This is a genomic window from Pontibacter saemangeumensis (assembly GCF_039541895.1).
In the GTDB taxonomy this organism is placed as follows: Bacteria; Bacteroidota; Bacteroidia; order Cytophagales; family Hymenobacteraceae; genus Pontibacter; species Pontibacter saemangeumensis.
On sequence record NZ_BAABHC010000004.1, the window covers coordinates 252,993 to 273,064 of the forward strand.

The window sequence follows — 20,072 nt, forward strand, 5'->3', positions numbered from 1 at the left end:
ACATAAATATCGTCGATTATATATACAATGACAAGATGCCTCTGATTATTGTACGCTGTGGATAAAATGGTGCAATCAGGAAGCCAGGGCGCGCGGCACCGGGTGCAGCACCTTAAACACAAGTTCGCGCAGAATCGCGGCGTCGGACATGTCTCCGCCCGTTATGCCTTTTACCTGCAGGTCGGCCACGCGCACAAAATGGATGATGTCGATGCAACGCTGCAGCGGGAACACGCGCAGGGCCAGCATATACTCTTTCACCAGGAAGCCCCGGTTTCCCAGGCTCTTGCGCACGCCTGCCTCCGATTTGTCTGCGGCGGCGTGCAGGCACAGCAGCTTGGTGAAAAAAGAGAAAAGCAGCGTCAGGTTAGGGATAAGCGGGTTGTTCTTCGGGTTGGACTCGAAGTACTGCACAATGCGGTAAGCTTTCAGCGCGTCGCGTGCTATCAGCGCCGACTGGAGCTCAAATATGTTATATTCTTTGCTGATGCCCACATTCTCCTGCACCACCCGCTCATCGAGGGCCGCGCCCGGCTTCAGGCTAATCAGCAGCTTGTCGATTTCATTCGCCAGACGCGACAGGTCTGCTCCGATGTATTCACTTAGCAGGGCTACTGCCTTCGGAGTGGCCCTCACGTTTTTTTGCTTCAGGTAGCTGTTTACCCAACCGGGCACCTGGTTGTCGTACAGCTTTTTGGTGGTGAGCAGCACCGCTAGCTTGCCTACTGCCTTGGCCAGCCCTTTCCGGCCGTCCAGCGTCTTGTGTTTGTAGCAGAGCACGAGTATGGTAGAAGGCAGCGGGTGATTCAGGTAGGCCTCCAGTTGCTTCATGCCCTCCTCCTTCTCCATATCGAGTATGCTCTGGGCCTCTTTTACAATCACCACCGACCGCTCCGACATCATCGGGAAGCGTTTGGCCTGCAGCAACACCGTCGCCACGTCCACATCCTTGCCATATATAACCACCTGGTTAAAGCCCTTTTCGTGCTCCTGCAGCGCATGCTCCTCTATATAATCCGCAATGAGATCGATGTAGTAAGGCTCCTCGCCCTGCAGAAAATACACAGGGGCGAACTGCCTTTTTTTGAGCTGCTCCAGAATGCCTTCGGGTGTATGGGACATCAGGTATAGGGGTAAAGTGAATTTGCGTGGGAACATTGGGCTAAGGCCACAGCCCGGTCTGCCCGCCACAAATTTAAAATATTGCCAGCAAAGACAAAGAAGGAAGCGGGTAATAAGGGCAATTATTCTAAGGTAACCGCCCTATCTGGCTAAATGGCTAAAGCGGGCTTTGATTGCCTGCCAGCTGGTAGTGCTCCATGGTCTGGTAAAAGTCATCCATAATTTTTTCCTTGTCAAAGTTTTCCCATATAGTAATGGTCCGTTTGTTCTCCGGGCGCTCTACCCATTTGTTATCCCTCAGAATGGGCGCCGGGATCCGCTTTGACTGCGCCCAGGAAGGATCTTTCACGATGGCCACGGCCGCCATATCGAATAAAGCGCGCGCAGGCGGGTTCCCGTGGTACTGTATATGCTCGAAGAGGTTAACGGAATAATCGCCGAAGTTATCAAAAGCAACACCGTGCCTGCCCGTTACCGGGGTGGCAACTTTCGGGCCTTTCCCGGGCATGTGCTGGTTCACTTCTTCCTGTGTTACCCGAACGGCATCTGTACCGGATGGCTTGCCATAACGCACCGTCACCATCTCAAAAGCCACACCTGAGTTCAATATATAGTTCATGGCCAGTGTGTCGTTGTCCTGGTTGTACTCCCCCGGCTCAGGATAATTAGAACCCAGCCACACCACCCTTACATGCGGCGCGATGGTGGAGTCTTTTTCAAGCGCCAGCGCGACGTTTGTCAGCTTGCCCACCGCCAGCAAAACAAGTTTCTCTGGCGTTGTTTGCTTTGCTGTCTGAATAATGAAATCCACTGCCTCGGCTCCGTCGAAACTATCCAGACCAATTTGCTCTTTTATCTCGGCAAAGTCCGCGTTCGCCCCTTTCAGCAAAGGGACTGTCCCCTCCAGGCCCGCCAGTTGCAGCACCCGCTGTGCCTCTGCATACTGCTCCTCTATATCCCCTCCGTTGTACGTTGCATTCACTGTGATCCCCTCAACGCGAAAGCTATCGCCGCTAAACAGCAGGTATGCCAGCGCATGCTGGTCGTCTAACTCATTGTTTGCGTCTGTATCAAAGATGACCGGGATTTTATCCTCCTCCTGCTTCATTTCTTCGTTTTCCTGCTGAGCTGTGGCATTACTATCTTGCTGCTCCCGGCATGCTGGCATCGCAAGGGCTATACAAAAAACGCCTGCCAAAGAAAATAGCCGATGGATTTTTTTCATCTGTTTTGAGTCTACTCTTACTGATAGTTTAGGTACCTAATCCAGCTCCGATTCTTGGTATAGGATTGGTGCTTAATATAGCCTTCCTCCTGCTACGAAGCTAATTTTTATAAAAGTTACGGCTGAATCCGCAGCAGCATTCTTTTCGGGGTGAGGGTGACCCTGCAGTAAACGGTTTTCACCACCCCTTTCTGCCAACTCTTTTATATATTTGCCTTGAAAAGACGATAGACGAATCCATGAATCTTATAGAAGAATTGCGCTGGAGAGGCATGCTCCATGATTTCATGCCGGGTACTGAAGAACAACTGGCATCCGGAATGACCACTGGCTATATAGGGTTCGACCCAACAGCCCACTCCCTTCACATCGGAAACCTTGCCACCATCATGCTGCTGGTGCACCTGCAGCGGGCGGGGCATAAGCCTATTGCCCTGGTAGGCGGTGCCACTGGTATGATCGGAGATCCGTCAGGCAAGTCGGCCGAGCGCAACCTGCTGTCGGAGGAAGTGCTGCAGGCCAACCTGAGCGGCATCAGAAAGCAGTTGGAGAAATTTCTGGACTTTAACGCGGGCGCAAACTCCGCTGAGATCGTGAACAATTACGACTGGTTCAAGGAGTTCAGCTTCCTTAGCTTCCTGCGGGAGGTGGGCAAGCACCTAACCGTAAACTATATGATGGCGAAGGACTCGGTGAAGAAACGCATCTCAGCCGATGAAGACGGTGACCGGGCCGAGGGCTTATCCTTTACGGAGTTCTCGTACCAGCTCATCCAGGGCTATGACTTCTACCATCTGTACAAATATAAAAACACGAGGCTGCAGATGGGCGCCTCCGACCAGTGGGGCAACATCACGACCGGAACGGAGCTGATCAGGCGCATAGACGGTGGTAAAGCCTTCGCCCTCGTAGGCAAGCTGGTTACAAAAGCGGACGGCACCAAGTTCGGCAAGTCAGAGGGCGGCAACGTGTGGCTCGACCCGAACCTGACTTCCCCATACAAGTTCTACCAGTTCTGGCTGAACCTGTCGGACGAAGAGGCTGAAAAACTGATTAAAGTGTACACGCTGCTCCCACAGGAGGAAATCAGCCGCATAGCTGAAGAGCACAAACAGGCGCCGCACCAGCGCGCTTTACAGAAAGCCTTAGCTAAAGATGTTACAATTCGCGTGCATTCCGAGGAAGACTACCTTGCTGCTGTAGATGCATCAGAAATTTTATTTGGTAAAGGCGATTTAGAGACCTTAAAAGGCCTTCGGGAGGATATTTTGTTGTCGGTATTCGAAGGGGTGCCGCAAATTGAGGTAAGCCGGGAACAATATGCCACGGCAGGCACCGTGACAGACTTACTCTCGGAGCTGACAGGCGGGCAGGTGTTTGAATCGAAGGGCGAGGCAAAGCGCATGATCAAAAACGGTGGCGTGAGCATCAACCGGGAAAAGGTGCAGGGAGCGGATGACGCCGTGAGCTTCGAGCTGCTGCAGGGCAAATACCTGGTTGTGCAGAAAGGGAAAAAGAATTACTACCTTGTCTGTGTTAACTAACACAGGTACAACTCGTTAACAAAAAAAGGTGACCGTTATGGCCACCTTTTTTGTTTTATCTCTTTTGAGAAATGATTTTATTTTGTGCTCTCTGTACTGTTTTTCATGTCCTGTACTTCCTTGCGGATGTCCTGCGCCATGTTTTTCAGGTCCTGCATTCCTTTGCGTACACGCGTACCGGCAGCTGCATTTCCTTTATCGTAGAACTTCTCGAAGTCGCCTTCCATCGACATTACCAGATCCTTTAGTTTGCTGAAGTTGTTGTTCATTTGTGCTATTGATTATGTGAAACATATGTTTTTATAGCTCTAATATACACATTTAATGATAACAAGCAAAAATTAAGGATTTTTAATATAAGCCTTTACAGGGCATTAGACGGTAACTGCCGGACTTGAGTACAGGCCTTTGTCCAATTTTTGTGCAATTTTCTCGAAGGCTGCGATTGTCTCTTCCACATCGGCCAGCGTATGCACAGCCGTTGGAATCAGGCGCAGCATGATAACATCCTTCGGCACCACCGGGTATACCACGATTGAGCAGAATATGCTGTAGTTCTCGCGCAGGTCCAGGGTAAGTTGTGTCGCATCTGGGATCTGGCCATTCAGGAACACGGGCGTCACCGGGGAATCCGTTGTGCCGATGTTAAAGCCTTTTTCACGCAGACCGCTCTGCAGCGCCCTTACGACTTCCCACAGCCTGTCTTTCAGCTCAGGCTGCGTGCGCAACAGTTCCAGGCGCTTCAGGGCACCCACCGTAATCGGCATCGGCAGCGACTTAGCGAAGATCTGGGAACGCATGTTGTAACGCAGGTACTCCACCACCTGCTCGTTAGAGGCCACGAAGGCTCCTATGCTGGCCATGGATTTTGCGAACGTAGAGAAATAAACGTCTATCCCGTCCTGGCAGCCCAGGTGTTCCCCCGTACCGGCACCAGTGACGCCCATGGTCCCGAAGCCATGCGCATCATCCACGAACAGGCGGAAATTGAATTTTTCTTTCAGGGCCACCACTTCACTCAGTTTGCCCAGGTTGCCGGACATACCGAATACGCCCTCTGTGATCACCAGAATCGCACCGCCAGTGTTCTCCGTCCAGCGCGTGGCACGCTCCAGCTGTTTTTCCAGGCTCTCCATGTCGTTGTGGCTATACACAAAGCGCTTGCCCTGGTGCAGGCGCACCCCGTCGATGATACAGGCATGCGACTCGGCATCATATACAATTACATCGTGGCGGTCGACAAGGGCATCTATGATAGACACGACACCCTGGTAACCGAAGTTGAGCAACAGTGCATCCGGCTTTTTCACAAAGTCTGCCAGCTCCGCCTCCAACTGCTCGTGCATGTTGGAGTTTCCGGACATGATGCGCGCCCCCATTGGCGTGGCCATTCCCCATTCGGCGGCAGCTTCTCCGTCAACTTTGCGAACCTCAGGGTGGTTGGCAAGGCCAAGGTAGTTGTTCAGGCTCCAGGTTAACACCTCTTTGCCTCTGAACTTCATGCGCGGACCTATCTCTCCCTCCAGTTTCGGGAATGTGAAATAGCCATGTGCATAATGAGAGTGGCTGCCTAACGGGCCTCTGTTGGTCAACAACTTTTCAAATAAATCCACTTGTGTAATAATTAGGTTATCAGGATAGTTTCAAACTTAACACTAGCTTTACACAGTATGTTATATATAAGTGCAAGGCTGGGCAAAGTTAGGATTTATTCAAATCATATACAATCGCTATATGTGCCGCTCAAAAGCTTTTTCACGCCCTCCTTTTTAGTTTGGCGGTAATATCTTTTCTTTGGAGTAAATCAAAAAGCAAGCCCCTGCATGAGAAAAATAAACAAGATTCTGGTTGCCAATCGCGGTGAGATCGCACTGCGTGTGATGCGCACGGCCAAAGAGATGGGTATCCGCACCGTCGCCATCTATAGCGAGGCCGACCGCAATGCGCTTCATGTGCGCTTTGCTGACGAAGCGGTATGTGTGGGCGGACCAAAGTCGAGTGAGTCTTACCTGCGCGGGGATGTCATTATTGACGCATGCAGGCAGTTACAGGTAGATGCGATACACCCCGGTTACGGGTTCTTATCGGAGAATTCGGTTTTCGCCCAAAAAGCCGAAGCGGCCGGCATCATTTTCATAGGCCCCTCCCCTCAAGCCATCGAACTGATGGGGAGCAAACTGGCGGCAAAAGCGGCAGTGGCCAAATACAATATCCCGATGGTGCCGGGCACGGAGGAAGCCATCACCGATGTGGAGGCTGCCAAGCAGATCGCCTCGGAAGTCGGCTTCCCTATCCTGATAAAGGCCAGCGCGGGCGGTGGCGGCAAAGGCATGCGGGTGGTGGAAAACGTCGGGGTTTTTGAGCAGCAGATGAAAATGGCCGTCAGCGAGGCAACCTCTGCCTTCGGGGACGGCTCCGTTTTTATTGAGAAGTATATAGGGTACCCCCGCCACATTGAAATACAGGTGCTGGGCGACATGCACGGTAACATCGTGCATTTATTTGAGCGGGAGTGCTCCATCCAGCGCCGCCACCAGAAGGTGATTGAAGAGGCGCCATCGGCGGTGCTTACGCCTGCCCTGCGGGAGGAAATGGGGCGTTGCGCCGTAAATGTGGCCAGGGCCTGTAAGTATGTCGGGGCTGGTACCGTAGAGTTCTTGGTGGATGAAAAACTGAATTTCTACTTCCTTGAGATGAACACGCGCCTGCAGGTGGAACACCCGGTCACGGAGCAGATAACCGGGCTGGACCTGGTAAGGGAGCAGATCCTGATCGCGGAGGGCAATGCGCTGCGTTTTAAGCAGGAGGAGCTGCATATAAACGGCCATGCGCTGGAGTTGCGGGTATATGCCGAGGACCCTGCCAACAACTTTCTGCCCGACATAGGCAGATTGGAAACCTATATACGCCCTCAGGGCCTGGGTGTGCGGGTGGATGATGGCTTTGAGCAGGGCATGGATATCCCGATTTACTACGACCCGATGATCGCCAAACTCGTGACGTTCGGCAAAGACCGCCCGGAGGCCATCGCCAAGATGCTACGGGCCATCGAGGAGTACCAGATCACGGGCATTGCCACGACACTGCCTTTCGGAGCTTTCGTGCTGCAGCACGAGGCGTTCGTGAGCGGAAATTTCGACACCAAGTTCATTGACCGGTACTTTACACCGGAGGCACTGCAGCAAAAGCCAGCAAAAGCGGAAGAAGAGATAGCCGTGGCACTGGCCGCCCTCCTGATGCAGGAAAAGAAACCAAGCAACCCCGCAACAAGCGGGGTTGGAAAAGCAAGCGCCCCTGTGGCAATCTCCAACTGGAAAAAGAACAGAACCTAATCCATATATAACGCAAAGGGGCTGCAGTTACTGCAGCCCCTTTGCGTTATATATGGATTAGGTTCTAAGCATCAGATCAGGTCGAAGAGGTTGCGGACACCAATCAGCCTGTCGCTGCTGAAGCCCTCGCCGTATTTTACGCCAATGGCATGCCCCAGTTCCTGCGCCCTTGACTCTATGAAATTCAGAAATTCCGGAGAAGAGATATAAGTGTTTGGAGAGGAGTCGTCGGGATTGTAAAACTGTGACCGGAAGGCCCGGATGGTTTCCATTTTCTTATCCCAAAAAGGAGTCACATCCACTACTATATCCGGCGTGATGAGGCGGTCCTGGATGAAATGGTAAACCACTTTGGGACGCCACGCCGCCTGCTCCTGCCCCTGCCCATCCTTGGTGCTAACCATCTTGAGTCCGGCCTTAAAGCAAGCCTCCGTCACCAGCTCAGAGCCGCGGCCGTGGTCCGGGTGCCTGTCGTGCAGTGCATTGGCTAGCACGATTTCAGGGCGGTACTGGCGTATCTTTTGCATCACCTGCAGTTGGTGCTCCCGGTCGTTCAGGAAAAAACCGTCTGCCATCCCAAGATTTTCCCGTACGGACACCCCCATTATCTCAGCTGCCGCCTCCGCTTCCTGCAGCCTGATTTCGGGCGTACCGCGCGTGCCCAGTTCTCCCTCGGTAAGGTCTATGATGCCAACTTTCTTACCGGCGGCTATATGACCGATCAGTGTGCCTGCGCAACCTAACTCTATATCATCCGGATGCGAGGCAAAGGCTAGTATGTCTAATTTCATGTGGTTGTAAGATTATCTGATGCGGATCGACTTCCCTATGCGCAATGTCGAACGGGAACTCATGCCATTGAGCTTCGTGAGCTGCTTTACCGGCACACCGTATTTTTTCGATATGCCGGAGAGGGTGTCGCCCTTACGGATCTTATGGTAGGCGGCCCGCCTGCCGCCACTGCTCCCGCTCTTTGCCTTGTTGTAATAAGTAAAGAGCGCGGACGTGATTTGAAAGCTCTCTCCTTTCAGCAGGTATTGCGGGAAATCATATATGTTTTCCGGGTCGATCGGGTTACCCTGGTAGCGTACTTCATAGTGCAGGTGCGGGCCTGAGCTTCGTCCGGTGCTGCCTCCGTAACCTATCAGTTCCCCGGCTTTCACGAAATTACCGGGCTCGGCAATGGCTTTGCTCATATGGCCATACAGTGTTTCAAGGCCGTTGTAGTGCCGCACCACGATGTAGTTCCCGTAGCCGCCGCCGTCCCATTTGTTAATGCGCACGACGCCGTCAAACGCCGCCACAATGGAATCACCTGTGTTCAGGTCAATGTCGGTGCCGTAGTGCCAGCGGCCGCCCCTGCTGCCAAAGTGGCTGGTAATGGGAGTCTTCTCCAGCGGCATGTCGTAGGTGCGGTTGCTGGCAAGGTCATATAATTTGATGTCGACCGTGTCTTGCAACTGGCGGCCATCCATCTTGTACGGGTTAAGGTTTTGCGTGTCCCAGATAGCGTAATAGCCGGCAATCTTGATCCAGCTGGAGTCCACAAGCACCTCCTCCGACATCTCAACGATATGCTGCTCCCCCAGGTCCAGTTCAGAGGTATCCTCACTTACAATAGAGAGCTCTTTTTTGGGGTTGAAAAAGACGGACTCGTCCGCATCAGAGCCTTCATCCGGGAAATCCTCATATTTAATCAGGATGGTCGTGTCGGGGCGTACGTACTGTATCTTGGGTGTCTTCACCTTAAAAAGGTCTTTCACCTTACCCTGTGCCGCGGCGCCTCCGGTACACCCAAGCAGGCAGAGCATGAACAGTAGAAAGGTAACAGGTGCTTTGATTTTGTACATTCGGTTTTTGAGGTTGGCTTTGCTGCTTCGTCCACAACACATAATCGCTATTTTAACTACATCAAAGCCTTTTTATTGTAACGCCCCGGCTGCGCTGTCCTAATATACCCCACAGCCGGGGGAAGCAGTTGTAACAGGGTATTAGTGCAAGTTCTGGGCTGCCAGGTATCTTTCAGCATCCAGTGCGGCCATGCAACCCGTGCCTGCGGCCGTAACCGCCTGGCGGTACGTAAAGTCCTGCACATCGCCACAGGCGAAAACCCCGTCAATGTTAGTTTTGGAAGTGCCGGGTATCGTGCGTATATACCCGTTCTCATCCAAGTTCAGGTAATCGGCAAAAATATCAGAGTTTGGCTTATGGCCAATGGCGACGAAGAAGCCTGACACCGGGATCTCGCGGATTTCCTCCGTCAACACGTTTTTCACACGCACGCCCTCCACCGTATGCTCGCCTAAGATCTCTTCGGTGAGGGTATTCCAGAGAATCTCGATGTTCTTGGTGTTTTTTACCCTGTCCTGCATGATTGTGGAGGCGCGCATCTCATCGCGGCGCACAATCATATATACCTTCTTACAAAGATTAGCCAGGTAGGTGGCCTCTTCCGCAGCCGTATCCCCTGCGCCGATGATGGCAACATCCTGGCCACGGTAGAAGAAGCCGTCACACACCGCACACGCTGACACCCCGCTCCCATTCAGCCGGGCCTCTGACTCCAGGCCCAGCCATTTTGCGGAAGCGCCCGTGGATATGATCACCGTGTCCGCCTCAATCACCTGCTGATCATCGATGGTTACTTTATGGGGCTTAGAGGAAAAATCTACTGCAGTGGCAATTCCATAGCGCACATCCGTGCCAAAACGCTCCGCCTGCGCCTTGAAGTCTTCCATCATCTGTGGCCCGTTAATACCCTGAGGATAACCTGGGTAATTCTCCACATCATTCGTTATGGTTAACTGACCGCCAGGCTGAAGTCCCTGGTATAGAACAGGATTGAGGCCTGCCCTTGAGGCATATATAGCTGCTGTATACCCAGCCGGACCTGAACCGATGATCAGGCATTTTATTTTTTCTATTTCCATTCGTTTGGTGTATCAAAAGAAATCAGGATGCAAACATACAAAATTTCTGTGCCTCTGCCTGCATCCGTCGGGCATTTTGCTTTCGCCCTATATAACAAAGAAAAGCCCCGGCTGTTTGGCCGGGGCTTAGACTCTTAACGGAGTGCTGTTATCCTAAATAAGGTTTCAGTGCTTTGCTTCTGGATGTATGGCGAAGTCTTCTGATCGCTTTTTCTTTGATCTGGCGCACGCGCTCGCGTGTCAGGTTAAACTTCTCCCCTATCTCCTCCAGCGTCAGCGAATGCTCGCCGTTCAGGCCAAAGTAGAGCGTGATCACGTCGGCTTCGCGCTTTGTAAGCGTTGAGAGAGCGCGCTGAACTTCCTTCCGCAGTGAGTCGTTCATCAGCCCCATATCCGGCGACTCTTCGTCCTCGTTCTCCAATACGTCCAGCAGGCGGTTCTCCTCTCCCTGCACGAAGGGCGCATCCACGGATACGTGTCGGCCAGAGATTTTGAGAGTATCCACCACCTCAGCCGTGGTCAGTTCCAGTACTTCGGCAATTTCTTCAGGTGATGGCTCACGCTCAAACTTCTGCTCGAGCTCTGAGAATGACTTGGAAATCTTGTTCAGGGAACCCACGCGGTTCAGCGGCAGGCGCACTATGCGCGATTGCTCTGCCAATGCCTGCAGAATAGACTGGCGGATCCACCAAACGGCATATGAGATAAACTTGAAGCCCCTTGTTTCATCGAATCGCTTGGCGGCTTTGATCAGTCCCAGGTTGCCTTCGTTGATGAGGTCGCCCAAAGAAAGGCCCTGATTCTGATACTGCTTTGCCACCGATACAACGAAGCGCAGGTTAGCCTTGGTTAATTTCTCAAGCGCAAACTGATCTCCTTCTTTGATTCTCTGTGCCAGCGACACCTCTTCGTCCGGAGTAAGCAAATCGACTTTGCCAATCTCCTGTAGGTATTTGTCAAGCGATTGGCTTTCGCGGTTCGTAATCTGTTTGCTTATCTTGAGTTGTCTCATCAGAGTGTATGGTTATTGCAAAAAATGTGAAAATTTAAATTGGGCTCGGTGCAGTAACATCAGAAAATCGTGCAAAGTTCTTATATCTTTCAAATATAAGCAAGATGCATTCGTTCCTTGACGAAAAAAACTCTTGGTACCAAGTCTATAACCTAAGCCAGGCACCAAGAGTTCTATATAATTCAAATACTACTGATTTTGTTCCGGAGCGCCGGGCTTGGGCAAAATTGCCTTGCGGGAAAGCTTAAATTTGCCTGTCTTCTTATCCACGTCGATCAGTTTCACTTTCACTTCCTCTCCAATCTCCAGCACGCCGTCCATTGTTTCGAGGCGCTCATGCCTGATCTCAGAAATATGCAATAATCCATCTTTGCCGGACATGAACTCCACAAAAGCACCGTATGGCTGGATTGACTTTACTTTGCCTATATAAACTTCCCCAACCTCTGGCTGAGACACAATCGCTTTGATCCTTGCAACGGCACTGTCCATTGCGTCCTGATTGCTGGCGAAAATGTTTACATGGCCACGTTCGTTTTTCTCTTCGATGATGATCGTAGCGCCGGTGTCTTTCTGAATCTGCTGGATCACCTTGCCGCCTGGCCCGATCACCGCTCCGATAAATTCCTTATCGATTACGATGTTGAACGAACGCGGTGTGTGCGGCTTGTAATCTGCGTTCGGTGCCGCGATCGTTTTCGCCATCTCGTTCAGGATATGCTTACGACCCGCGTTTGCCTGGGCAAGCGCCTGGCTCAGCACGTCATGCGACAATCCCTGCACTTTTATATCCATCTGGCAGGCTGTGATACCATCTTTGGTACCGGCCACTTTAAAGTCCATGTCTCCCAAATGATCCTCATCACCCAGGATGTCAGAAAGCACGGCGAATTTGCCTGTTTCCTTGTCGGTGATCAGTCCCATAGCGATACCTGACACGGCGCCTTTAATTGGAACACCCGCGTCCATCAGCGCTAAGCTGCCTGCGCACACAGTGGCCATGGAAGAAGAACCGTTCGACTCCAGGATATCAGAAACGATGCGAATTGTATAGGGATTCTGATCTTCAGCAGGAAGCACCTTTTTCAGGGCACGCAACGCCAGGTTACCGTGTCCTACCTCGCGTCGGCCAGGACCTCTGTTCGGTTTTACCTCGCCGGTTGAGAATGCCGGGAAGTTATAGTGCAGCAAGAACTTGCTTGTGCCGGACACCATCGCACTGTCAATCATCTGTTCGTCCAGCTTGGTGCCCAGTGTAACCGTAGTTAGCGACTGCGTTTCACCGCGCGTGAAGATGGCAGATCCGTGCGTGGCAGGAAGGTAATTCACCTCAGACCAGATAGGGCGGATCTCATCCAACTGGCGGCCGTCCAAACGGACACGGTCGTTGAGGATCATGTTGCGCACAGCCTCTTTCTCCACATCGTGGAAATAAGTTTTGATCATGCCCTTATCATAAGTGTGATCTTCGGGCAAAGTAGCGATAAACTCTTCTACAACGCTTGCAAAACCTTCTTTTCGTTCAGTTTTGTTGGCGCTGCCTCTTTTCGCTACCTCATATGCCTTGGCGTAAGTGGCATCATATATGCGCTGGCGTAGTTCCTCGTCGTGGGTTTCGTGCGAGTACTCGCGCTTCACAGTTTTGCCAACCAGCTCCGCCAGTTCGATCTGCGCCTGGCACTGCACCTTGATGGCTTCGTGGGCATACTGGATTGCCTCCAGCATTTCCTCTTCCGATACTTCGTTCATCTCTCCTTCCACCATGGCCACGCTATCGATAGAAGCACCTACCATCAGGTCGATGTCGGCACGCTGCAGGTCAGAGATTTTCGGGTTAATGATCAGTTTTCCGTCTACACGGGCGACGCGCACTTCCGAGATAGGGCCGTGAAACGGGATATCAGAAACGGCAAGGGCGGCAGAGGCTGCCAGCGCGGCCAATGCGTCCGGCATGATTTCCTGGTCAGCAGAGATCAGGTTTATCGTCATTTGTGTTTCAGAGTGGTAGTCAGACGGGAACAGCGGGCGCAGCACACGGTCTACCAGACGGGACACCAACACTTCATAGTCAGAAAGGCGGGCTTCTCTTCGCAGGAAGCCGCCGGGTATTTTTCCGGAGGAGGCGAACTTCTCCTGGTAATCCACGGAAAGCGGCAGGAAATCCACCCCTTCGCGGGCATCTTTGTTTGAAACCACGGCAGCAAGCAGCATGGTGTTACCCATTTTCACTACCACTGAGCCGTCGGCCTGCTTGGCAAGCTTCCCGGTTTCGATTGTTATCTCCCGGCCGTCCGGGAGAAGAATGGTTTTGTTAATCGCGTTGTAAGGCATTTTCAGTTTTCTTTAACATCAAAAAGACAGGGCTACCCATTGTGGCCGCTGTCGGTACTGGCACTAGAGGAAGAAAGGGGGAGCTTTAAAAAAGATTAGGGAATCCCTTTGGAGGAATTCCCTAACGCTCAAGAGCTTATTTACGGATACCTAACTCAGCAATGATTGCTCTGTATCTTTCAATATCGTTTTTCAGCAGGTAGTTCAGAAGCCTTCTTCTTTTACCTACCAGTTTCAACAGGCCCAGGCGTGTGCTGAAATCCTTCTTGTGGATTTTCAGGTGCTCTGTGAGGTCGGCGATGCGTGTTGTGAACAGCGCGATCTGCGACTCGGCAGAACCTGTATCAGTCTTAGACTTGCTAAGGCCGTGCTTTTCGAAAATTTCTTGTTTCGCTTCTGTGGTTAATCTCATTGCGTAAAATATATCAATCTGTTTTATCTTGCAAAGACTACTATACAAGCCACAAAGGTATATAATTAACTTTTACAAAAAAAGCTTTTGCCTAATCTTTATATATCAAACGGGCTATAGTTTATTGCGCCGGAGGCGGGCCATCAGCTTGCGCCAGAAGTCCACCTCCAGCAGGCTGGAGTCGTTTCGTGCCTGGTTCAGGAAAAACAACCCGATCGGAAACAGGATGAGGTTGCCCGCCCATAATCCGGCTCCCACCGACACCATCCCCTCGCGCGCCCACTTTTCCCCGAGGATAGACATCACGTACATCAGGATAAAGAACATGATGGAGATAAGCACCGGCACCCCTAGCCCGCCTTTTTTAATAATAGCGCCCAGCGGTGCGCCTATCAGGAACATGATCAGGATAGCCGTAGACTGCGTGTACTTCTTCCATATCTCGATCTCGTAATTGTTCGCCTCGCGCAGCGTGTTCTTGATGCGGTCTACGTAACCGCCGGTGAAGCTCTTGATGTTGCGGGCTTTGTTGGTGGCCAGTTTAAGTGTTTCGATGTCCGGTGCGGGCAATACCTTTTCCTCCTTCAGCGGCTTCAGGTCTTTGAAACGCCTGCCGTTCTTCACCTGCCCGGTATCCGCTTTGAAATAACTGTAGAAAGGGTCAACGTTGGGTGCGAAAAACTGCACCTCCCGGTCCCGGTGCCGGCGCAGTGAGTCGGTCACCACGTTCAGTTCCGCAATGTTCTTCATCATCTTGTTATCCGAGAAAAGCTCCTCACGGGTGCGGTCCAGGTTAAAAGAGGCCATGCTCAGGATGATTTTACTCTCATCGAACTTCTGCCGCACAAACTGGTCGTTGGAGTTGCGGAAGGAGCCGGTATTCTGGGCGACGTAGGTATTGCCCCGGAAAAGCTCCAGTATGAGGTAGCTGTCGTTATAGGCCATATACATCTCACCGGAGTCTGCCAGGATAACAGTCGTATTGGATCCGCCTTTGGAGTGGTCATAGATCATCACCTCGCCCAGCGTCTGGCCGTCGTTCAACTTCTTGTTCACCTTAATGCTGTAACCCGGAATCCCGTTGTAGAAAGCGCCTTCCTTAAAGTTCATCGCCGGCTTTTTCTGCCTGATATCCCAGAGCAGGCTATATGCCTTCAGGTTAGCCTTCGGCACGATGTTGTTATTGAAGTAAAAAGCGCCGATGGTGAGTAAGGTGACGGCAATAAAGACAGGGCGAAGGATGCGTGTAAGGGTGATGCCGGAGGTTTTGATGGCGGTAAGCTCATTGTGCTCGCCCAGCGTGCCAAAGGTCATCAGCGAAGAGAGCAGCACCGCGAGCGGAAGCGCAACAGGTGCCATGTTGATGCTGAAGTAAAAAAGGAGTTCCCCGAACACCTCGGCCCCCAGGTCCTTGCCCACGAGTTCGTCGAGGTACTTCAGCATGTACTGGGTGAGCAGAATGAACTCCACCACAGCAAAGGTCAGGATGAACGGCCCGAAGAAGGCCTTTAAAATAAGCTTATCTAATTTTTTCATGCGCAACAGTGGGCGGTGTGGTTGGACACTACCTCGCCCGAACCTTGCTTAAGGCTGTCAAATATCGTGCAAAGATAAGCAGATACGGGCGCAAACCCGCTACCCCCCCACTAATTCGCGCAGATTTTGCATCAGGCTCTCCCAGAGCTCCTCCAGTTCTTCGGCATCCTCTTCGCTGTTATAGTCCATCACTTTCAGAAACTGCTCCTGGGTCAGTTCGCTCGACTCGATGGAGAAATCAACATAAGCTGGGTCAGACGTGTGCGTTTTGGATTCGTTGAGGAAAAGAAAGCGGACAGAGCGGTTTGTGCGGTAACTGGTCATCTCGGCGAAGTGGTTGCGCCCGTCCCAAAGGAAATTATAAATCTTGTTGGAGTCTACTTTCACATCGTCGCAGAACCACTGCGAAAGTCCGCTTGCCGTTGAGAGATAAGGGTAGAGAAGCTTTGCAGAAGCATTGATCGGGTACTCGCGAACAAACTTCGTCTTCGTAGCTTTCGTCATAATAGGTGGTATAAGTATCTGAGTAAGTATAAGATTTATTTCCGATTGTTTATATATCTAAAAAATAAAATATTTTTTTCAACACGAAACTTGCTTCAGTAAAAAACAATCTGTTATATTTGCACCCACAATTCGGCGGGGTAGCTCAGATGGTTAGAGCGCAGGATTCATAACCCTGAGGTCGGCAGTTCGATTCTGCTCCCCGCTACTGCAAAAGCCGCACCGTCTCTTGATGGTGCGGCTTTCTTTTTTATATCTCCCTGATTTTCATTTCCCTGCTCCCTTTACAACAGGCAAACTGCAGAATTGATTTGCCTCTTTCCCCAGTAGCATCTCCTGCCGAAGCGGCGAGATGTGCTTTTTATGCGGGGTATCATTTTGCCCAGTTTGTATATAACGAAGCCTTACGTATACCCTTCCCCGTTTCCTCCCCCTTCTGTAAGCTAAACATCCTCAAGCGATCTGTTCCGTAAAACAAGTCGAAATCAAAAAAGACACTACACATGGAGGAAACACAGGAACAAAAATACCTATGGTGGCACGAAGGAATCATTTACCAGATTTACCCCCGCTCGTTTCAGGACAGTGATAACGATGGCGTCGGCGACCTGAAAGGCATTATCAGCAGGTTGGACTACCTGAAATGGATGGGAATCACAGCTGTGTGGATATCGCCCATCTACCCTTCTCCGATGGCTGATTTTGGCTATGACATCGCTGATTACCGTGGCATCCACCCGCTGTTCGGCACCATGGAGGACTTCGATGAGTTGCTAAATGAAGTGCACCAGCGGGGCATGAAACTGATCCTGGACCTGGTCCCCAACCACACGTCCAACCAGCACCCCTGGTTCCTGGAGTCGCGCTCATCGAAAGACAACCCGAAACGCGACTGGTATATATGGGAAGACCCCAAAGAAGACGGCAGCGAACCGAACAACTGGCTCAGCGTGTTCGGCGGAAGCGGCTGGGAATGGGACGAGCAGACGCAGCAATATTACTACCATGCTTTCCTGGTGGAGCAGCCCGACCTGAACTGGCGCAACCCCGAGGTGCAGCAAGCCATGTTTGATGTGATGCGCTTCTGGCTCGACAAAGGCGTGGATGGTTTCCGGGTGGATGTGATGTGGCATATGATCAAAGACAAGCACCTGCGTGACAATCCGCCGAACCCGGACTACCAGGAGCACATGGCGACCTACGAAAAACTGGTGCCGGCTTATTCGACCGATCAGCCTGAGATACACGAGATCGTGGCAAAGATGCGGGCTGTGATGGATGAGTATGAGGAGCGAATGATGATCGGCGAGATATACCTGCCTGTTCACCGGCTCGTGACGTACTATGGCACAGACAACAATGGCGCGCACCTGCCTTTCAACTTCATGCTCGTCAACCAGGACTGGAACGCCAGCACGCTCTCTCTGCATATCAACGAATACGAAGGCGCCCTGCCGCCCGGCGGCTGGCCCAACTGGGTGATTGGGAACCACGACCAGCCCCGCATTACCAGCCGCGTCGGTTATTCGCAGGCAAAGGTGGCGGCGATGCTGCTGCTCACCCTGCGGGGCACCCCCACCATGTACTACGGCGACGAGATTGGCATGCGCGACGTGCCCATTCCTTTGGATGAGGTACAGGACCCACAGGGCCTGAACATGCCTGACAAAGACCTGAGCCGTGACCCGGCCCGCACGCCCATGCAATGGGACGGCAGCGAGAACGCCGGCTTCTCCGAGGCAAAACCATGGCTTCGACTGCCAGATAATTTCCGGCGGGTGAACGTAGACGTGCAACGCGAGGATCCGTATTCGATGCTGAGCTTTTACCGTCGCCTGATACAGTTGCGACAGCAGGAGCCTGCCCTGCATGTTGGATACTATGTGCCGGCGCCCACCAAAGGCACCATTATTTCATTTCAGCGCATACACAAGGAGCAAAAATTCCTGGTGTTGCTCAACCTGAGCCACCGGCCCAGCCTGTTCCGGCCTGAGCATGCAAGTTACGCGGGCAAAATCGTGCTAGCCACAGACCCTGAACGCGAGGGCAGGCAGGTGGAAAAAAACATCAGCCTGTCAGGTGACGAAGGAATCATCGTGCGGTTAAACTAGCCGGGGCCATATATACTTTCAGTCAGCAGGAGGTGGATAAAGCCACTTCATACATCAATTTAATCTACATGAAAATAGTAGGATCTGATTACCAGGGGAATGGGCGTTGCCGTTTTACCGTGTGGGCGCCTGAAAAGGAGAAAATGGTGCTTCATATTGTGCATCCAGAGAAGCGGGAAGTGAAAATGGAGCGCGCTGAATGGGGCTACTTTACTGTTGAACTGACAGACGCTGTTCCTGGCATGCGATATTTATATATACCGGACGGTGAGGGAAGCTTCCCGGATCCGGCTTCGCACCACCAGCCGGAGGGCGTGCACGGGCCGTCGGAAGTGATCGACCACTGCACTCACACCTGGCGAGACACTAAATGGAGGAACCTACCCCTCCAGGACCTCGTGCTGTACGAGCTGCATGTGGGTACCTTCACGCCCGAAGGCACGTTTGAGTCTGTTATCCCTAAGCTGAGTGAACTGACTGAAATTGGCATCAATGCCCTTGAGATTATGCCGGTGGCGCAGTTCCCGGGAAACCGGAACTGGGGCTACGACGGTGTTTTCCCTTACGCTGTGCAAAACTCTTATGGCGGCCCGTCAGGGCTGAAGAAGCTGGTAGACGCCTGCCATGCCAAAGGCATCGCGGTGTACCTGGATGTGGTTTACAATCACCTGGGGCCGGAGGGGAATTACTTTGGGAAATTCGGCCCCTATTTTACTGATACCTGCTCCACGCCCTGGGGAGATGCCATCAATTTCGATGGGCCTCATGCCGACGGCGTTCGGGAATATTACTCAAACAACCCGCTCTACTGGCTCGAGCATTACCACCTGGACGGGCTGCGCCTGGACGCCATCCATACCATTCACGATAGCAGCGCTGTTTCGTTCTGGGAGCTGATGCAGAATAAGATACAGTCTTTTACGGAGCAGGCGGGGAAGCCTTTCTACCTGATCGCGGAAAGCGACCTGAATGACCCGAAAGTCGTGAAAAGGCCCGAGGCAGGTGGCTTTGGTTTCAGCGCGCAATGGCTCGACGATTTTCACCATTCCTTGTATGTGCTGCTGGATAAAAAGGGAAAATCGCGGTATGAGGACTTTGGGAAAATGGAGCAGTTGGCCAAAGCGTATACCGACGGGTTTGTCCACAGCGGTGAATACGTCAGTTTCAGGAAGAAAAAGTTTGGAAGGTCATCCGCCTCCGTCCCGGGTAACCACTTTGTGAATTTTGTGCAGAACCACGACCAGGTCGGGAACCGGGTAAGGGGCGAACGCCTGTCGGTGCTGGTAGGCCATGAGGGACTTAAGCTTGCCGCAGCCGCCACCCTGCTGGCGCCCTACATCCCGATGCTGTTTATGGGTGAGGAGTACGGCGAGGATGCTCCCTTCCTCTATTTTGTGAGCCACTCAGATGAAAAACTGATAAAAGCCGTACAGGAGGGCCGAAAAAAAGAGTTTGCGCATTACAAAACAGAAGGCACCTTTCCGGACCCACAGGCTGAGGAATCTTTTGAAAAATCGAAGCTACAGTGGCAGAAAAGAAAGCAGCCGAAGTACCAGCAACTCCTGAAGTGGCATCAAAAGCTGATTCAGCTCCGCCGTTCACTGCCTGCCCTTCATAACTTCAACAAGGTCGACTTACAGGCGCAGCCCCTCGGGCAAGAGGGCCTGGTGCTCATTCGGCAGAGCCATGACAGACTGCAGCAGCTCCTGTGCCTGTTCAACTTTTCTGAAAAGGAACTCGGTTTCTCCATGCCTGAAACGGCTGTAGATTGGAAGCTGGCCCTGAACTCGAAAGCGGATGAGTGGCTGCAGCAGCCCGAAAAGTCGCCGGCGAATGATGCACCCAAACAGGTGGAAGCCGGCAAGCCGGTCACGCTTCCTCCCTTGAGTGTCCTGCTATATATAAACAGTATATAGGACTCGCAGGAATTTATTAGTCTGTTTTCAGGACGTATATAAGTAAATCCTAAATAAAAGAAGCACTGGCGATTTCCTGGTGCTTCTTTTATTTAGG

At 52.1% G+C, this 20,072-nt stretch carries 16 protein-coding genes and 1 tRNA gene; 5 read left to right on the forward strand and 12 right to left on the reverse strand.

Going from position 1 to position 20,072, the window contains the following annotated elements:
• Nucleotides 1–75 precede the first annotated feature (75 nt).
• Nucleotides 76–1,122 (reverse strand): DNA polymerase III subunit delta, encoded by a 1,047-nt coding sequence (gene holA / locus ABD920_RS05705; protein ID WP_345157433.1) that lies wholly within the window; start codon nucleotides 1,120–1,122, stop codon nucleotides 76–78.
• Nucleotides 1,123–1,279: 157 nt separating this feature from the next.
• Nucleotides 1,280–2,290, reverse strand: a complete 1,011-nt coding sequence (locus tag ABD920_RS05710; protein WP_345157434.1) for a nucleoside hydrolase — start codon at nucleotides 2,288–2,290, stop codon at nucleotides 1,280–1,282.
• Nucleotides 2,291–2,586: 296 nt separating this feature from the next.
• Between ABD920_RS05710 and tyrS the strand changes: the two genes are divergently transcribed.
• Complete coding sequence (tyrS, locus tag ABD920_RS05715; RefSeq protein ID WP_345157436.1) at nucleotides 2,587–3,891, forward strand: tyrosine--tRNA ligase; 1,305 nt, start codon at nucleotides 2,587–2,589, stop codon at nucleotides 3,889–3,891.
• A 77-nt stretch (nucleotides 3,892–3,968) separates the two neighbouring features.
• Here tyrS and ABD920_RS05720 read toward each other — a convergent pair whose 3' ends face one another.
• Both ABD920_RS05720 and ABD920_RS05725 read right to left on the reverse strand, forming a co-directional pair.
• Nucleotides 3,969–4,160: a histone H1 gene (locus ABD920_RS05720; protein WP_345157438.1), complete on the reverse strand. Its 192-nt coding sequence runs from the start codon at nucleotides 4,158–4,160 to the stop codon at nucleotides 3,969–3,971.
• A 105-nt stretch (nucleotides 4,161–4,265) separates the two neighbouring features.
• Nucleotides 4,266–5,504, reverse strand: a complete 1,239-nt coding sequence (locus tag ABD920_RS05725; RefSeq protein WP_345157439.1) for an aminotransferase class I/II-fold pyridoxal phosphate-dependent enzyme — start codon at nucleotides 5,502–5,504, stop codon at nucleotides 4,266–4,268.
• A 210-nt stretch (nucleotides 5,505–5,714) separates the two neighbouring features.
• Between ABD920_RS05725 and ABD920_RS05730 the strand changes: the two genes are divergently transcribed.
• On the forward strand, nucleotides 5,715–7,223 hold the full coding sequence (locus ABD920_RS05730; RefSeq protein ID WP_345157440.1) for an acetyl-CoA carboxylase biotin carboxylase subunit: 1,509 nt from the start codon (nucleotides 5,715–5,717) through the stop codon (nucleotides 7,221–7,223).
• Between the two features lie 71 nt (nucleotides 7,224–7,294).
• Here the strand turns inward: ABD920_RS05730 and bshB1 are convergent, their stop codons facing one another.
• From bshB1 to ABD920_RS05770, 8 genes are all read right to left on the reverse strand, one after another.
• The gene (gene bshB1 / locus ABD920_RS05735) at nucleotides 7,295–8,014 is read right to left on the reverse strand and encodes a bacillithiol biosynthesis deacetylase BshB1 (protein WP_345157442.1); all 720 of its coding nucleotides are present in this window, start codon (nucleotides 8,012–8,014) and stop codon (nucleotides 7,295–7,297) included.
• Nucleotides 8,015–8,026: 12 nt separating this feature from the next.
• On the reverse strand, nucleotides 8,027–9,073 hold the full coding sequence (locus ABD920_RS05740; protein ID WP_345157443.1) for a peptidoglycan DD-metalloendopeptidase family protein: 1,047 nt from the start codon (nucleotides 9,071–9,073) through the stop codon (nucleotides 8,027–8,029).
• Nucleotides 9,074–9,214: 141 nt separating this feature from the next.
• Nucleotides 9,215–10,153 carry a thioredoxin-disulfide reductase gene (gene trxB / locus ABD920_RS05745; protein WP_345157444.1) on the reverse strand — a complete coding sequence of 313 codons (939 nt, stop codon included), beginning with the start codon at nucleotides 10,151–10,153 and terminating at the stop codon, nucleotides 9,215–9,217.
• 148 nt (nucleotides 10,154–10,301) lie between these two features.
• The gene (locus tag ABD920_RS05750) at nucleotides 10,302–11,165 is read right to left on the reverse strand and encodes a sigma-70 family RNA polymerase sigma factor (protein ID WP_025605096.1); all 864 of its coding nucleotides are present in this window, start codon (nucleotides 11,163–11,165) and stop codon (nucleotides 10,302–10,304) included.
• A gap of 189 nt (nucleotides 11,166–11,354) precedes the next feature.
• On the reverse strand, nucleotides 11,355–13,496 hold the full coding sequence (pnp, locus tag ABD920_RS05755) for a polyribonucleotide nucleotidyltransferase (protein ID WP_345157453.1): 2,142 nt from the start codon (nucleotides 13,494–13,496) through the stop codon (nucleotides 11,355–11,357).
• Between the two features lie 136 nt (nucleotides 13,497–13,632).
• The gene (rpsO, locus tag ABD920_RS05760; RefSeq protein ID WP_345157455.1) at nucleotides 13,633–13,908 is read right to left on the reverse strand and encodes a 30S ribosomal protein S15; all 276 of its coding nucleotides are present in this window, start codon (nucleotides 13,906–13,908) and stop codon (nucleotides 13,633–13,635) included.
• Nucleotides 13,909–14,022: 114 nt separating this feature from the next.
• The gene (locus ABD920_RS05765; RefSeq protein ID WP_345157457.1) at nucleotides 14,023–15,444 is read right to left on the reverse strand and encodes an LptF/LptG family permease; all 1,422 of its coding nucleotides are present in this window, start codon (nucleotides 15,442–15,444) and stop codon (nucleotides 14,023–14,025) included.
• Between the two features lie 99 nt (nucleotides 15,445–15,543).
• On the reverse strand, nucleotides 15,544–15,948 hold the full coding sequence (locus tag ABD920_RS05770) for an START-like domain-containing protein (RefSeq protein WP_345157459.1): 405 nt from the start codon (nucleotides 15,946–15,948) through the stop codon (nucleotides 15,544–15,546).
• Between the two features lie 134 nt (nucleotides 15,949–16,082).
• Between ABD920_RS05770 and ABD920_RS05775 the strand changes: the two genes are divergently transcribed.
• The 3 genes from ABD920_RS05775 (at nucleotide 16,083) to treZ (ending at nucleotide 19,975) form a co-directional block, all read left to right on the forward strand.
• A tRNA-Met gene (locus ABD920_RS05775) sits at nucleotides 16,083–16,156 on the forward strand.
• Between the two features lie 295 nt (nucleotides 16,157–16,451).
• Complete coding sequence (locus ABD920_RS05780) at nucleotides 16,452–18,059, forward strand: alpha-amylase family glycosyl hydrolase (protein ID WP_345157460.1); 1,608 nt, start codon at nucleotides 16,452–16,454, stop codon at nucleotides 18,057–18,059.
• Between the two features lie 68 nt (nucleotides 18,060–18,127).
• Nucleotides 18,128–19,975, forward strand: a complete 1,848-nt coding sequence (gene treZ / locus ABD920_RS05785) for a malto-oligosyltrehalose trehalohydrolase (protein ID WP_345157461.1) — start codon at nucleotides 18,128–18,130, stop codon at nucleotides 19,973–19,975.
• Nucleotides 19,976–20,072 lie beyond the last annotated feature (97 nt).